A 14209-nucleotide genomic window follows, 5' to 3' on the forward strand; every position below is an offset into this window, starting at 1 on the left:
ATAGCACTACTTTGGCAGATTGAACATAAGACGATATGATTTTTTAGTGATATCGCATTATGCTACTCCCGCACGTTCTCTTCACTCTGAATCAGCCGCACGATATAAAAAAAAGAGGACCCAAAGGTCCTCTTTCACCCAGTTTAGTAAACGTACTCGAACTCGAACTCTCCGATCACGACCGGAGCGCCCTCCTCGATGCCCATTTCCTCCAGCTTGGCGTAAATGCCTGCAGACTGGAGCATACGATCCATATACTGGCGGGATTCGTAGTCGTCGATGTTGACCGAGCCCATAATCTTGTCCACCCATGCACCGGTGACAACATATGCGTCGCCGTCGCGCTCGATGGTCCAGTCGTTCTCGGTTGCGGCCTTCTCCTCGACCTCGACGAACTCCGGCTCGTAGATGAATACCGGCGGGAGCTGCTGCAGCTCATGCCACGTCAGGTTCATCAGCTCCTTGACGCCCTGATTGGTCGCCGCGGACAGCTCCGCAAACAGGAAGCCGCGCTCCTCTGCGTACTTGCGAATCTTCTCGACCGGCTCACGGTCATCGCCCAGCAGGTCGGTCTTGTTGGCAACAATGATCTGCGGACGCGCTGCCAGAAACTCGCTGTAGCCGGCAAGCTCTGCGTTGATCTTCTCAATATCGTCGATCGGGTCGCGGCCCTCACTGCCTGCCGCGTCAACCAGATGCAGCAGCAGACGGCAGCGATCAATGTGGCGCAGGAAGTCATGGCCCAGACCAGCACCCTCGCTCGCGCCCTCGATAATGCCCGGAATGTCGGCCATGACGAAGTTCTGCTCCTCACCGACCGAAACCACACCGAGGTTGGGCACCAGAGTCGTAAAGTGGTAGTTTGCAATCTTCGGGCGCGCCGCCGAGACCATGCTCAGCAGCGTGGACTTACCGACATTCGGGAAGCCGACCAGACCGACATCGGCCAGCAGCTTCAGCTCAAGGATAATGTCGCGCTCGACACCCGGCAGACCCGGCTTGGCAAAACGCGGTGCCTGACGGGTCGGCGTTGCAAAATGCGTGTTGCCCCAGCCGCCGTTGCCGCCCTTGGCTGCTACAAACGGCTCGCTGTCGGACATATCCTTCATGACCTGACCGGTTTTCTGGTCACGGATGATCGTGCCGCGCGGTACGCGAATGATCAGGTCCGCACCGTCCTTGCCCTTGCAGCGCTTGCCGCCGCCCGGCTCACCGGGAGCCGCAACATACTTTTTCTTGTAACGGAAATCGAGCAGCGTGGACAGATTGTCGTCCACCTTGAAGATGACCGAGCCGCCGCGGCCGCCGTCGCCGCCGTCCGGACCGCCGGCTGCCACATACTTTTCGCGGTGGAAACCAACCTTGCCGTCACCGCCCTTGCCGGATACGATCTTGATTTTTGCAATATCAATAAACAAGTGTAGTCCTCCTTTCTTCTCAAAGGTGTGATATCTATCTAAAATCAACAAAATCCCAGACGAAGTCTGGGACAATAAAATACCAGTTTGCTTGCAAACTGCAACCACATGACAGGATTTCGTCCAGAAATCCGAGTCATCGGCCCGCCCGCAGGCGAATTGCGCCTCCGGCGCAATCATCCAATCGCGGCACTCCGTGCCGCACAAAAAGTGCGAGCTTTGCCCGTGCTTTTTGTACCCCGACCCAGCGATCTTGGATCGCTTCGTTCGGGTATCAAATTTCGGTTTCGTAAGGAACCGGAATTTGAATATAGGGGGCTTTTGAAGCCCCCTATACTGCAATCGCTATAATTACTGCGGGTAAACGGAAACCTGCTTGCGGTCCTTACCCAGACGCTCGAAGCGAACAACGCCCTCAACCTTTGCGAACAGGGTGTCGTCCTTACCGCGGCCAACATTCACACCGGGGTGGATCTTGGTGCCGCGCTGGCGAACCAGGATGTTGCCTGCCGGTACGGTCTGACCGTCTGCACGCTTTACACCCAGTCGCTTGGACTCGGAATCACGACCGTTCTTGGTCGAACCAACGCCCTTTTTATGAGCGAAAAACTGTAAGCTAATCTTCAGCATCTGCTTGCACCTCCATTACGTTCAAGAAATCAGAATAGTTTTGTTCCAGTTCGGAAAAATGCAGCTTCAGAGCACAAAGTGCATCCTGTCCGCGTTCTACATCGCCTTTCGGCAGCGTAAAGCGGATATGCGCCCCGTCATCCTCGATGAGAGTATCAACCGGAATATGCTGTACATCATACAGCAGCGCATGCGTCAGCATAACCGCACTGGAGATCGCTGCACAAACGATGTCCTCCCCTTCCTCCGCATAGCCTGCGTGGCCGAGAATATCCACCGCGAAGATTTTATCCTCCTGCAGCGAAAAAGTGACTTTGGTCACGGTCTTACGCCTTGATGGACGCGATGGTCACCTTGGTGTACGGCTGACGATGACCCTGACGACGGCGATAACCCTTCTTCGGCTTCATCTTGAAGATGTTGATCTTCTTGCCCTTGCCGGTCTTCTCAACCGTGCCGGTTACAACCGCGCCGGAAACGTACGGAGCGCCTACGGTGATGGAATCACCCTCGCCTACTACCAGAACCTCGTCAAAGGATACGGTAGCACCGTCCTCTACGCCGAGCTTCTCAACGTAGATTACGTCGCCCTCGGATACCTTGTACTGCTTGCCGCCAGTTTTCAGAATGGCATACATGTGTTTTCCCTCTCTTTCGTTGTAGAGTCACGCTTGGCACGGCGGTGCATCGTTTGATACACACTTACAAAAGCCTATGCACAATGCGGCTTTTAATAGCATATCACAAGAGGCACGAACTGTCAAGTCCATGCCTCTGATTTTTTTAATTTTTCCGCAGATTATGCGTTTGCATCCGCAGATGCGGAGGAAGCGCTGCTGTCAGACGAATTGTCGGACGCACTGCTGTCGCTCGAACTGTCAGAGCTGTTATCCGAGCTTCTGCCGGAAGCCGCGGTATTGCTGCTGTTGTTGAAGAACGAAGCAACAAAATCATAGAAGCCGGACGGAATCGTGCTCGTCGAGCCGGTTGCGCTGCGGTCGGTGCTGACAAAGCCGGTGTCGCCCTCTGCAAGACCGATCACGCGGTCGGTGAACAGCACATAGTACTGGCAGATCGGTGCATCGCCGGTGGAGGCGGCATAGCCGGAAGCGTCATCACGGTACTCGCCCAGCTTGTCCTGCAGGTAGCCCTTCGGAACGCTGATGTAGCGAAGCTGCGAGCCGGTGCTCTGTACTACATAAACGCCGTCGTTCAGCATCGGGATCAGATCCACGATGCTGTTGGTCTCTGCGGTCTTAGCCGCAGGAAGCGTTGCGGTGATGCTGCTCTGCAGGGTCTGATTCTCCTGCGTCAGCGCACCGATCTGTGCGGACAGATTGTCCTTATCCTTATTCAGCGTTTCGATCTGCGAGTTCAGGTCCGCAATTTTACTGCCGCGAGACTTGAACAGTCCGCCGAAGATGATCGTCAGCAAAAGCAGTACCAGCACGGCAATGCAGAGCACCATGCGGTAGTTCAGCTTGACCGATGCTCTGCGCATCGGCTTGCCTTTGCCCATACGCATGCCGGAACGCACCGGACGTGCCGACTGACGTCTGCCTGTGCGTGCGGGACGCTCACTGCGGTCGCGGCTGCTCGAGCGCTCACTGCGGTCCGAACCACTTTCGAACCGGCTGAAGTCCGGCTCAAAGCGGTCGAATCTGTCGAAGCGGTCGTTCTGATCGTTCTGATCCATCATTAATTCTCCTGCCTTTCAGCTGCGCTTACTTGGACGGATTTTCGATGACCTGAACCTCACCGTTGGAGTGGCCGACGATCATACGCTTGCACATGTTGAGGAACAGACCATGCTCCAGCACGCCGAGCATGCCGGTCAGCTTGGAGTAAACGTCCTGAATGTCAAAGCCTGCGCCGAGGTGCAGATCCGCGATAAAGTTGCCGTTATCGGTAACGAAGGTCTTGCCGTCGCGTACACGCAGAACCGGATTCCAGCCGTAAGCTGCCATGCGCTCCATCGCCTGCTTGGAGCCGTACTGTGCGATCTCAACCGGCAGATGGAAAGCGCCGATCTTGTCTACCAGCTTGGACTCGTCCATGATCCAGATAACTTCCTTCGCCATGGATGCAACGACCTTCTCGCGGTACAGCGCACCGCCGCCGCCCTTGATGGCGTTGAACTGCGGGTCGATCTCATCTACGCCGTCGATTGCCAGATCAACGTGATCCAGCTCGTCGATGGTCAGCAGCGGAATGCCCAGTTCACGAGCCTGCGCCTCGGTAGCCTTGGAGGTCGGGATCGCCTGAATCTTCAGGCCGTTCTTTACCATCTCGCCTACTGCATTTACCATGTGGTACGCAGTGGAACCGGTGCCCAGACCAACAACCATGCCGTCCTTTACATACTCTGCCGCCTTATCGCCGGCAAGCTTCTTCATATCCATTGTATTCGTCCTCCCCTGACGTGATAAACCGTATGTTGCGGTTAACTCATTAACTTTATTATAGAATGAATCCGGACAAAGGTCAATCTTTTCTAATTTACAAAATAAAAACAATCCCGCCGAAATTTGGTGGGATTGCAAAAGCAGTCGATTTCTGTTATACTTGTCGTTAAGAAAGGTGCTGCCGCGCCTGCGGTAGGCGGTTAAGTCTTGCCCCTGTAAAGGGGGTGGTTTTATGGAATATCTCGTAATTCTTGTAGTGATACTTGTACTTATTGAGCGTATTTTAGGACCAAAGAAGAAATAACCGCCTCTCACTCCCAATGATTGCGGTTATTTCTTCCGTTTTCTTTAGGGGCTGACCGTCTACCGGCAGCACCTTTCGTTATCTTTAGTATACCCGCCCGCACCCGGATTGTCAACCCGGATACGGGCGGTTTTTGTTTACTGAATGCCGTTCTGCAGCTTTGCCGCCTTGAGCGTATTCTTCATCAGCATGGTGATGGTCATCGGACCGGCGCCGCCCGGAACCGGCGTCATGTAAGAGGCCTTTTCCATAACCTCCGGTGCCACATCGCCGCAGACTTTGCCCTCGGCGTTGCGGTTGATGCCAACGTCAATCACCACTGCGCCCTCCTTGACCATATCCGGCGTAATAAAGCCTGCCTTGCCGACAGCGGCTACCAGAATATCCGCACGGCGGCACACCTCTGCAAGATCCTGCGTGCGGCTGTGGCAGATGGTAACCGTACCGTGACGGTGCAGCAGCAGCATGCTCATCGGCTTGCCGACGATATTCGAGCGGCCGACCACGACGCACTCCTTGCCCTTCGGGTCAATCTTGTACTCGTCGAGCAGCTCCATGACACCCGCGGGCGTGCACGGCACAAAATCAAAATTACCGACCATGATCTTGCCGACATTAACCGGATGGAACGCGTCCACGTCCTTCTTCGGGTCGATGGCGTCGATGACCGCCTGCTCGGAAATATGCTTCGGCACCGGCATCTGGCACAGGATGCCCGAAATTGCCGGGCTCTCGTTCAGCTGTGCGATCAGACCGAGCAGTTCCTCCTGCGTGGTCTCCTCGGGAAGCGCGTACTTCTCGCTGTAAAAGCCGCACTGCTCGCAGGCGCGCTCCTTATTGCGGACGTAAATCTCGCTCGCCGGATCGTTGCCGACGATAATAACCGCCAGACCCGGCGTTACGCCCTGCTTTTTCAGCGCCTCGGTCTCTGCCAGAATGCTGCCGCGCACCTTCGCGGACAGTGCCTTGCCGTCCATTCTTACTGCACTCATGTTGTCGTTCTCCTTTATCGTGAAATGTTATTCGCCTTTTTTCTCGTCCGCCTTGTCCTGCTCCGGCGCGTAGAATGCCTTCTCAACCTTGATGCGGTTATACTGCCGTACCAGCACAACAATCGCCGCAATGCAGCTTATGCCGGCCAGCAGCTGCGATACGCGCACCGGGCCGAGATACAGGCTGTCCGTCCGCAGGCCCTCAATCCACGCACGTCCCAGACCGTACCACGCTACATACAGCAGCGCCATTTCGCCCCCAAACTTGCGCTTCTTCGAATAGAAATGCAGTGCAATAAAGCCCACCAGATTCCACAGCGACTCATACAGGAAGGTCGGATGCACCGGAGAAGCACCGTCAATGCTCATGCCCCACGGCAGAGACGTTGCACCGCCATGTGCCTCACCGTTGACAAAGTTGCCCCATCTTCCGATGCACTGACCGATCAGCAGACCGAACGCCGCCAGATCGCACAGGCTGGCAAACGACAGTTTCTTCATTCTGCTGTACACCGCCAGTGCGATCACAACGCCGATGACCGCACCGTAAATTGCGATGCCGCCCTTCCAGATGGCGATGATCTCATTCGGATGCTGGCTGTAATAGCCCCATTCAAACGCCACATAGTAAATGCGGGCGCTGATGATGCCGACCGGCACACAGATGATCAGGCAGTCCATCAGATTGTCCGACGTAACGCCGAACTCCTGCGTCCGCCGATTGACATACAGCGCCGCCAGCACAAAGCCCAGACAGATAATAATGCCATACCAGTAAATATCCTTGCCGAACAGATTGACAGCGACACGGTTGATGTCAAGGTTCAGGCCGAGCGCCGGAAATGAAATTGTGTGTTCCATGATCTTTCTTCTTTCTATCGTTACTTCGGCTCTACCACCGACATGGTCGAGCGGTTCGGCTGTGCCCAGCGGCGGAACATTTCCTGCACATCCTCCGCATGGATGGTGTCAAACAGCCCGGCAAAATCCAGATAATGCTCGCCCGCAAAAACAGAAGCGATCTCCTGCCGTGCATACAGATCGGGCACATCCAGCATGCGCAAACGCATGCCGTACAGCGCGTTTTTCATGCGACGGAACAGCTTCGGCTCGATGCCCTCCTGCGCCAGCCGTGCAGTCTCCCGCTCAAGCGCTTCGCGCACAGCCGCCGGATCTCGGCTCTCGCCGCCGAGGATCGCGCATGCGCCATCCGGAATGAGCGAATAATCCACATCAAAATCGCGTCCGAGCAGCCGCTTCTCGTACAGCTTTGCATACAGCGGAGAGGTATCGCCGCACAGAATACGCACCGCCAGATCACCGATCAGACTGCGGCGCAGACGGCTTTCTCCGGCCGGAACCGGCTCGTCCTTAAAGCCGACCATACACTGCGGCAGCGACACCTGCATTTTGCGCGTCACAACCGGCTGATGGACTTCCGCGCGGCGCTCGCCGTAATGACGCTGACCGATCTCGGGTGCGTCCTTCGGTGAAATCTCCTCTGCCATGCGGCATACCTGCTCAAAGTCCGCTGTGCCGCACACCACGAGTGCCATGTTCTTCGGACTGTAAAACGCGCGGTGACAGGTGTACAGCAGCTCCGGTGTAATATGCGAAATGCTCTCCTCGCTGCCCGGAATGGACACACGCACCGGATGATTGCGATACAGACCCTCATACGCGCCGACGAACACCTCCCAATTGGGTGTGTCCTCTACCATGCGGATCTCCTGATTGATAATGCCGCGTTCCTTCTCCACGTTTTCATCCGTGAAGTACGGCGTGAACACGAATTTAAGCAGAATCTCCAGATTCTCCTCAAACCGGTCAGTGCAGGAAAAGTGATACGCCGTCATGGTGTGGCTTGTGAACGCGTTCGGACTTGCACCGGTGCGGGCGAATTTCTGCAGTGCATTGCCGTCCTCATCCTCGAACATCTTATGCTCAAGGAAGTGCGCCACGCCTGCCGGTGTATCATACCGCTTGCCCTCAAAGGTGAACGATGCGTCCACCGAACCGAAATCGGTCGCCAGAATGGCGAAGGTCTTGCTGAAGCCCTCCTTGGGCAGATAGCAGATGCGCAGACCGTTTGCCAGCGTGCGGGTCTGCATACTCTCGTGCAGAGCGGAATCATTCTTTGTCATTTTGCCGCTCCCTTCATAAAGAATACCGTGTCAAGCGCTGTGCTCTGTGCCGCGGCAATGACCTGCTCGCGCGTGATGTCGGTCACCTGCTCGATGCGCTCCTCGGGCGATACGAGCGTGCCTGCGGCCGCCTGTCCCATCCAGTAGCGCTCGAGTGTAAGCGGGTCGTCGAGCATAGTGCGCCAGCCGTTGACCAGCGTTTTGCGTGCGCTTTCGAGTTCTGCATCCGTAATTTCGCCTGCACGGCACAAATCCAGCTGGTGCAGGATTTCATCGCGTGCGACCTCGAAATTTCTGTTCTCAATGCCGGAGCCCACGATCATCAGTCCCTTAGATGCCACAAACTGTGCGCTTGCATAGTAGCACAGCGACTTTTTCTCTCGCACGTTGAGGAACAGTTTCGCGCTTGTCGAACCGCCGTAGATGGTCTGGAACATCCAGTACGCCGCCGGTTCTCCGCCGGTCAGTGATGCACCGCCGGTACGGAAGCCGAGCGACAGCTTGCCCTGGGTTACCTCGGCATCCTCAACGACCTCACGAACGTCACCAACAGGTCGCGCCTGCACGACCGTGTGCGGCTGATACAGCGTGCCCTCGCGCGGCTGGGCCAGCGGCGTTGCCATGAAGCGCGCTTCCACCTCATCTGGCATCATCGTACCGCAGTAGAACAGCTCCACCTGCGCCTCACTCAGCGCGCGGCGATAGGCCGCATACAGCGTTTCCGATGTAATGCGCTCCGCCTGCTCGATCGTACCGAGCGCGGACTTGCCGTAGTCCTCGTTTTCGCACATGATCTCATTCAGCCGGCGCGGCGCCCACGAACGTGGATCGTTTTTAAGTGCAGCAATGCGGTCGATCAGGTTGCCGCGCTCTCCCTCTGCATAGGCGGCGCAGAACAGGCCGTCCTGCAGATACGGGTTGTACAGCAGATCGCACAGCAGACCGATCACACCGGCGGTCAGACCGTCGGCTCCCGGTGCATAAGCCTCATCAATACAGTCGGACAGAAAGCCGATGCACAGGTTCTCGCCCTCCTTGCGCACTGCGGCTTCAATACGCGCACCGTACAGCTCATCGAGCGCGGTGCCGAACGCCTGCATATCGTTCAGCCTGGCCGTGCCGCGGCGCAAAACCTGCGGCAGACACGCGCGCAGCGCGGCATCCTCGCCGCCGAGCGGCAGCACCAGCATCGCACGCAGCACTGCCCGCTTAAACTTCGGTGTGGTCACGCAGGTGAGATTGATTCCCGCACCCAGCGTTTTTCGGGTCACTTGTTGCATAATTCCCCTCGATTCCGGAAAAGTTTGTCTAACGGGTTATATTATACCGTATATGTGGGAGTAACGCAAACGTAGTTTATGTGAAGTTACGGTGGTTTAACCGCAACGCAGGCTATTCCGGCGCCGACCCGCTGGGATGCACGAACCGCGCAGGCGGTTCGCCCTATCCGGGCGGCATTTCTCAGCACCGGCTGAGCGGGGTACTCGAACTGCGCAAGCGTGTTCGTCCCTAACGGACGGAGAGTTTTTCGCTGAACCTCAGCGGGGGATTCGCCGTCTGCGGACGGCGGGAACGTGCCGCGCCCCGCGACGGGGCCAAAAAGGAAGGACAACCTACGGTTTTCCTTCCTCTTTGAACTCCTACCTTTCCCTTGCTTCCTAATCTGGCACAGATTTCCTATATGTGACCGCTACGAAAAGGAGTACGGCAGAGGATTTTTTCTTCCGTATCTTTCGCAACCGATTCGCAGTGTTAGATAACGTACTGCTACACAGACCGGAAAGTCACCGCAGGCGCGGCATGACAGTGCCGCGCAACTCTTTAACACGTTATACCGCACGGCACCTACGAGGATAAATTATACCAGACATCTAAATTCGCAGATGCCGTGCGTTACAACGTGCCAAGGATTTGCGCGACACGGGGATGTCGCGCCTGCGTAGAGTAAACCGTATGTGTAGCAGTACGCTGTCTGTGAACTGCGAATATTTTGCGAAACAAACGCAAGAGTAACACGACTGCCGTTCCCCTATTTCGCAGCGGTCACATGTCGGCAATCTGCGCCAGACCCTCCCAAAAGGAAGTGGGAGGTAAGAGGGTAGAAACCTTGGTGTCTACCCTCTTGCCCCGCCGCGGGGCGCGGCGAATCCCCGCGCTCCGCAGAGCGCAACCCCTCGCTTGATTTCAAGCGAAAAACCTCCCGCCCGGAAAGGGACGAACATGCCTGCGCGGTTCAGGTACCCCGGTCAATCCGTGCAGGAAAAGGTGCCGCCCGGACAGAACGTAGCGCTGCGCGCCTCGTATGCCCCGGAAAGCCGACGGTTTCTAAAGACAAAAAGAAAAACCACTCACTTTCGTGAGTGGTTTTCGTGGTGGAAGTTAACGGGCTCGAACCGCTGACCCTCTGCTTGTAAGGCAGATGCTCTCCCAGCTGAGCTAAACTTCCAAGTGGTGACCCGTGGGGGAATCGAACCCCCGTTACCGCCGTGAAAGGGCGGTGTCTTGACCGCTTGACCAACGGGCCAAGGGAAAATGGTAGCGGTAATTGGACTTGAACCAATGACCTTCCGGGTATGAACCGGACGCTCTAGCCAACTAAGCTATACCGCCATATCCTTTTCCGTTGTTATCGCCCGCTCGCTGACGACTTGTTTAGTATAGTCCATAATCGAGTAAATGTCAACACCTTTTTTCAAAAAATTTTGAAAAAGTTTCGGAGCCGATTTTCCCGCTATTTCCCGCCCTGTTCCAGACTGTCCAGAAGCTGCTCGTAGAACGCCTCATTCCAGGTATGCGTCTGCGCCAATTCTTCTCCGGTGAGCATAAAATACTGATCGGATGCATATTCGCCTCTGTCCGGAATCGGATCGTCAAACGTGCAGTCGATGTAATATGTTGTGCCGCCCAGCCGCACAGCATTCCAGCCGTGGTTCATTTCCTCAGATGCGACATAGATGACCTGAATGCCTGCCGCCTTGCACAGCATCTCATACGCGCGGCCGTAACCGGCGCACACAGCCTTATGATCGAGCAGCGCGCCGTCTGCCGCGAAAGCGGGTGCCGAGCCGTCCGGAGCGTCCTCCTCTGCCGTATCCACATCGTACTCACACTGACGGATGAGGGTATCGTGCAGCGCACGCAGCTTCTCCTCTGCCGTCATGGTCTGCGAAACCGAGCCTGCCGCCAGAACCCTGGCGTACTCCCACGCCTGCTCCTGCCGCGCCTGCCGAGAAACCTCAGTGTTCAGCTCAATGGTCTTGTTCGGCCGTGTTACCGCGTGCAGCGCGAATGCGTATGGATACTGCGCCTCCAGTGCCCGGTACACCTCGTCCGCGTCCACGTTGTCCTCGCGGAAGGCAACGCCGTTTCCGTCGTTCTCCGCGTCCTGCCGGAGCAGATCTGCTGCCTGATAGACATTATCCACCGGCTTCGCCTGCAGATACGGCAGCCAGAATGCACCGCCGCCAAGCAGAGTCATGGTCAGCAGAAAGCCGAAAAATCGTCTCATACGTCCCCTCCTTCGGGTATGACAAAGCGGGCGGCTGCGCCGCCCGCTGTCTAACCGTCAAAACGCGCCGCGCTTCGACAAAAATGCAATTATCACATCAGCTTCACGGTGTAGTATACCGCAGTGATGAACAGATATGCCGCTGCCGCACCCAGTGCGATCATGACATGGCTTGCCGCAAGTACAACGACCGCCGTCAGCGCTACCATCACGATCGGCGTAATGGTGAGCATCAGGTATGCGTTCTTGCTGAACCGGGTGTTGATCTTGCTGCCGCGGAAGGTGAACTTGCCCTTCTTGCGGCGCAGAGAAGCCGTAACACCGATCTGGATCAGCGCCAGCACCGCGGTACCTGCTGCCGCCACGGTGGACATCCATGTATGGTTAGCCGAAACCAGCGCGCGGTGAATCACCAGCATTGCCGCAACACCCACACCGGTATCTACTGCAATCAGGAAAAATTCCGGCGCATAAGAATGATACACCAGATAATACACTGCCAGAACCGGCAGGACAACATACATCGCCTTGATCGGCATGGTGCCGTAGTAGTTGATTGCGGTCAGGAATACGATGGCAACAATGCTTGCAATCAGCATATTGCGTCCGCACACGATGCGGCGCACGCTGCTGCGCTTGCCTGCATGCTCCTGTCCCAGCATGATGATGCCGGCTGCCGCGCCGACAATGCCCACACCGAGCAGCACCCGCGTTACCAGCACGCCGGTCTTCCAGGTGTTGCTGTAGCACAGCAGGCGCTCGAGGATCATCAGTACCAGCACGCCGAGCAGGCACACGCTGAATACTGCGAGCACCTTGTTGGTGGTATACTCTTCCTGAGAAATTGGCTTTTTACCCACATTGTTTTTTGCCAATGTTTAACACTCCCTTTATTTCTTCTCACATGTTGCCGCCGGCATAGAGCACGGCCGCAAGCGCCGCAATCGGCGCAGTCTCACACCGCAGGATGCGTGTACCGAGCGAAACGCTCTGCAGTCCCGCGTCCACGGCTGCCTTTGCTTCAGCCGGATCGAAGCCGCCCTCCGGCCCGACCATCAGCGAAACCGTGTCCCTGACACCGCCTGCAAGCGCATCGTGCAGACCGGTCCGCTTCTCGTTTTCGTAGAAAAACAGTGCCGTTTCGCTTTCCGCCGCCTGCGCGATTGCGTGAGCGACCGGTACAACGGCTGCCACCTCCGGCAGACGTCCTCTGCCGCACTGCTTTGCTGCCTCGGCAGCAATCTTACGCCAGCGTTCCACCTTCTTTTCGGTCTTATCCGGTCGGGAAACGCAATTCTTGGACAGATACGGCACGATACGGCTGACACCGAGCTCCACCGCCTTCTGCACAATAAATTCCATTTTGTCGCCCTTGGGCAGCGCCATAAACAGCGTGATAGACTGCTTCGGTTCGGTATCCGCCGCGTGGCAGCTTACGACCCGGCAGGTCACGGCTTCCTTCTCCACGGCTTCCACCGTGCAGTCAAAATCCATTCCGGCACCGTCACACAGGGTAACACCTTCGCCGACACGCAGACGCAGAACACGTCCCGCATGATGCGCGTTTTCTCCGGTAAGGGTCAGCACGCCGTCCTGCGGCTGCTGATCGACAAAAAATCGAGGCATAATAATCAAATAACCTTTCCTATTTTAGCAAAAAAACAGCCGTTTGGCAAGTGAACATTCCGTGAATCCTGAAATAAATCACTTTTTCGCAGCAAAAGCACTCCAGTCATCGCTCTTCTCGTGCGAAAGAATCGTAAATCCGCTCTTTTCCAGCGCCGTGCGCACCTCCTCGGCACGCTCGTTGAGGATGCCGGAGCAGATCAGCGTACCGCCCTTGACCAGCTTATCCGCAAACATGGGCGACATGCCGATGATGACATCAGCCACGATGTTCGCCACGATCACGTCGTAGCCGTCGCCGATGTCCTCGGCGAGCTTCGGGTCGCGCAGCGCATCGCCGCACAGACCTCTGCCGATCTCAACATGGTTCTTTTCCGCATTTTCGTGTGCAGTTTTCAGGCAGTTCTCGTCGATATCGACGATAGTCTGCACATCCGCACCGAGCATAGCCGCCGCAATGGCCAGAATACCCGAGCCGGTGCCCATATCGAGCAGCTTGTCACCCGGCTTTACCGCATCCTCGAGCGCCATCATGCACAGCTGGGTCGTGTCGTGGCTGCCGGTGCCGAAGGACGACGCCGGATCGATCTCAAGAATACGGCGGCCCTGCGGGTCCTCAACCGTCTCCCACGAGGGCTTGATCATAAAGCCGCGTCCCACCGGGAACGGCTTGAAATACTGCTTCCATCCCCACTCCCAGTCCTCCTGACGGGTCAGCTCGGTTTCGGTACACAGTCGGCCCCAGGCGTGCTCCTCATCGCGCGCCTTGAGGTTTTCCAGCGCGGCACGGATATCCGCGTACTGCTTTGCACCCTCGTCGCTGTCCGGCAGATAGATTTTGAGACAGGTTTCCTGCGCGCGCTTCTCGCGCACCAGATCCTCGTCTACATAGTCCCAGTATATTTCGGTGTCCTTGAGAAATTCTTCAAAATCCGCCGCATCCTCAAGCACATAGCCTTCTACGCCGTTGTCCTCGAGCAGTGCCTCGACCGGACCGATGCCCTCGGTCGTCGTGTAGATCGTAACTTCTCTCCAGTCCATAGGTTCCACCCTGCCTTTCCTATCCAGATAACCGCGCTCCGCGCGGTATTCAATAACAATTTGCTTGCATAATTGCAACTACAAGACCGGTTTTCGTCCAGAAAACCGAGTCTTTGGTCCCGCCCGCAGGCGACTGCCGCT

15 protein-coding genes and 3 tRNA genes are annotated in these 14209 nt (G+C 56.6%); 1 reads left to right on the plus strand and 17 read right to left on the minus strand.

Annotation, left to right across the window (positions count from 1 at the left end; all coding sequences use genetic code 11):
* Nucleotides 1–143: 143 nt before the first annotated feature.
* The 10 genes from obgE to yfmF all read right to left on the minus strand — a co-directional run bounded on the left by obgE (nt 144) and on the right by yfmF (nt 9173).
* Entirely contained in the window at nt 144–1418 is a 1275-nt protein-coding gene (gene obgE / locus DW088_RS12545) for a GTPase ObgE (RefSeq protein WP_110436007.1), read from the minus strand.
* A gap of 351 nt (nt 1419–1769) precedes the next feature.
* Nucleotides 1770–2048: a 50S ribosomal protein L27 gene (rpmA, locus tag DW088_RS12550; RefSeq protein WP_110436006.1), complete on the minus strand. Its 279-nt coding sequence runs from the start codon at nt 2046–2048 to the stop codon at nt 1770–1772.
* Nucleotides 2035–2370 (minus strand): ribosomal-processing cysteine protease Prp, encoded by a 336-nt coding sequence (locus tag DW088_RS12555; RefSeq protein WP_118361039.1) that lies wholly within the window; start codon nt 2368–2370, stop codon nt 2035–2037. Before DW088_RS12555 ends, rpmA begins: the two co-directional genes overlap by 14 nt.
* A gap of 4 nt (nt 2371–2374) precedes the next feature.
* The gene (gene rplU / locus DW088_RS12560) at nt 2375–2686 is read right to left on the minus strand and encodes a 50S ribosomal protein L21 (RefSeq protein ID WP_117489775.1); all 312 of its coding nucleotides are present in this window, start codon (nt 2684–2686) and stop codon (nt 2375–2377) included.
* A gap of 161 nt (nt 2687–2847) precedes the next feature.
* Nucleotides 2848–3744, minus strand: coding sequence for a hypothetical protein (locus DW088_RS12565; RefSeq protein WP_118361040.1), 897 nt, complete (start codon nt 3742–3744; stop codon nt 2848–2850).
* 28 nt (nt 3745–3772) lie between these two features.
* Nucleotides 3773–4450: a ribose-5-phosphate isomerase RpiA gene (gene rpiA, locus DW088_RS12570; protein ID WP_110436003.1), complete on the minus strand. Its 678-nt coding sequence runs from the start codon at nt 4448–4450 to the stop codon at nt 3773–3775.
* A gap of 444 nt (nt 4451–4894) precedes the next feature.
* Nucleotides 4895–5749, minus strand: coding sequence for a bifunctional methylenetetrahydrofolate dehydrogenase/methenyltetrahydrofolate cyclohydrolase FolD (gene folD / locus DW088_RS12575; RefSeq protein ID WP_118361042.1), 855 nt, complete (start codon nt 5747–5749; stop codon nt 4895–4897).
* Nucleotides 5750–5776: 27 nt separating this feature from the next.
* Nucleotides 5777–6610, minus strand: a complete 834-nt coding sequence (lgt, locus tag DW088_RS12580) for a prolipoprotein diacylglyceryl transferase (RefSeq protein WP_118361044.1) — start codon at nt 6608–6610, stop codon at nt 5777–5779.
* 20 nt (nt 6611–6630) lie between these two features.
* Nucleotides 6631–7893: an EF-P 5-aminopentanol modification-associated protein YfmH gene (yfmH, locus tag DW088_RS12585; protein WP_118361046.1), complete on the minus strand. Its 1263-nt coding sequence runs from the start codon at nt 7891–7893 to the stop codon at nt 6631–6633.
* A complete protein-coding gene (gene yfmF, locus DW088_RS12590) occupies nt 7890–9173 on the minus strand; it encodes an EF-P 5-aminopentanol modification-associated protein YfmF (protein WP_118361048.1) in 1284 nt (427 codons plus the stop codon). Before yfmF ends, yfmH begins: the two co-directional genes overlap by 4 nt.
* Before the next feature lie 80 nt (nt 9174–9253).
* Here yfmF and DW088_RS15930 point away from each other — a divergent pair, with 80 nt between their 5' ends.
* A complete protein-coding gene (locus DW088_RS15930) occupies nt 9254–9406 on the plus strand; it encodes a hypothetical protein (RefSeq protein ID WP_158574691.1) in 153 nt (50 codons plus the stop codon).
* A gap of 857 nt (nt 9407–10263) precedes the next feature.
* Here the strand turns inward: DW088_RS15930 and DW088_RS12595 are convergent.
* From DW088_RS12595 to prmA, 7 genes are all read right to left on the minus strand, one after another.
* Nucleotides 10264–10339, minus strand: a tRNA-Val gene (locus DW088_RS12595).
* Between the two features lie 3 nt (nt 10340–10342).
* Nucleotides 10343–10417 (minus strand) — tRNA-Glu (locus DW088_RS12600).
* 9 nt (nt 10418–10426) lie between these two features.
* Nucleotides 10427–10503 (minus strand) — tRNA-Met (locus DW088_RS12605).
* A 121-nt stretch (nt 10504–10624) separates the two neighbouring features.
* Complete coding sequence (locus tag DW088_RS12610) at nt 10625–11401, minus strand: transglutaminase domain-containing protein (protein WP_118361050.1); 777 nt, start codon at nt 11399–11401, stop codon at nt 10625–10627.
* Nucleotides 11402–11493: 92 nt separating this feature from the next.
* Entirely contained in the window at nt 11494–12276 is a 783-nt protein-coding gene (locus DW088_RS12615; protein WP_118361052.1) for a hypothetical protein, read from the minus strand.
* A 25-nt stretch (nt 12277–12301) separates the two neighbouring features.
* Nucleotides 12302–13027 carry a 16S rRNA (uracil(1498)-N(3))-methyltransferase gene (locus DW088_RS12620; protein ID WP_118361147.1) on the minus strand — a complete coding sequence of 242 codons (726 nt, stop codon included), beginning with the start codon at nt 13025–13027 and terminating at the stop codon, nt 12302–12304.
* A 78-nt stretch (nt 13028–13105) separates the two neighbouring features.
* Nucleotides 13106–14068, minus strand: a complete 963-nt coding sequence (prmA, locus tag DW088_RS12625; RefSeq protein ID WP_118361054.1) for a 50S ribosomal protein L11 methyltransferase — start codon at nt 14066–14068, stop codon at nt 13106–13108.
* Between the last annotated feature and the right edge of the window lie 141 nt (nt 14069–14209).

Source organism: Butyricicoccus sp. AM05-1, from assembly GCF_003474415.1.
In the GTDB taxonomy this organism is placed as follows: Bacteria; Bacillota; Clostridia; order Oscillospirales; family Butyricicoccaceae; genus Agathobaculum; species Agathobaculum butyriciproducens.

Excerpts from the sequence above, each read along its gene's own strand:
- folD (WP_118361042.1), bottom strand. The coding sequence starts at position 5,749 with ATGAGTGCAGTAAGAATGGACGGCAAGGCACTGTCCGCGAAGGTGCGC.
- DW088_RS12620 (WP_118361147.1), bottom strand. The coding sequence starts at position 13,027 with ATGCCTCGATTTTTTGTCGATCAGCAGCCGCAGGACGGCGTGCTGACC.
- rpmA (WP_110436006.1), bottom strand. The coding sequence starts at position 2,048 with ATGCTGAAGATTAGCTTACAGTTTTTCGCTCATAAAAAGGGCGTTGGT.
- rplU (WP_117489775.1), bottom strand. The coding sequence starts at position 2,686 with ATGTATGCCATTCTGAAAACTGGCGGCAAGCAGTACAAGGTATCCGAG.
- yfmF (WP_118361048.1), bottom strand. The coding sequence starts at position 9,173 with ATGCAACAAGTGACCCGAAAAACGCTGGGTGCGGGAATCAATCTCACC.
- yfmH (WP_118361046.1), bottom strand. The coding sequence starts at position 7,893 with ATGACAAAGAATGATTCCGCTCTGCACGAGAGTATGCAGACCCGCACG.
- lgt (WP_118361044.1), bottom strand. The coding sequence starts at position 6,610 with ATGGAACACACAATTTCATTTCCGGCGCTCGGCCTGAACCTTGACATC.
- DW088_RS12610 (WP_118361050.1), bottom strand. The coding sequence starts at position 11,401 with ATGAGACGATTTTTCGGCTTTCTGCTGACCATGACTCTGCTTGGCGGC.
- DW088_RS12565 (WP_118361040.1), bottom strand. The coding sequence starts at position 3,744 with ATGGATCAGAACGATCAGAACGACCGCTTCGACAGATTCGACCGCTTT.
- rpiA (WP_110436003.1), bottom strand. The coding sequence starts at position 4,450 with ATGGATATGAAGAAGCTTGCCGGCGATAAGGCGGCAGAGTATGTAAAG.
- prmA (WP_118361054.1), bottom strand. The coding sequence starts at position 14,068 with ATGGACTGGAGAGAAGTTACGATCTACACGACGACCGAGGGCATCGGT.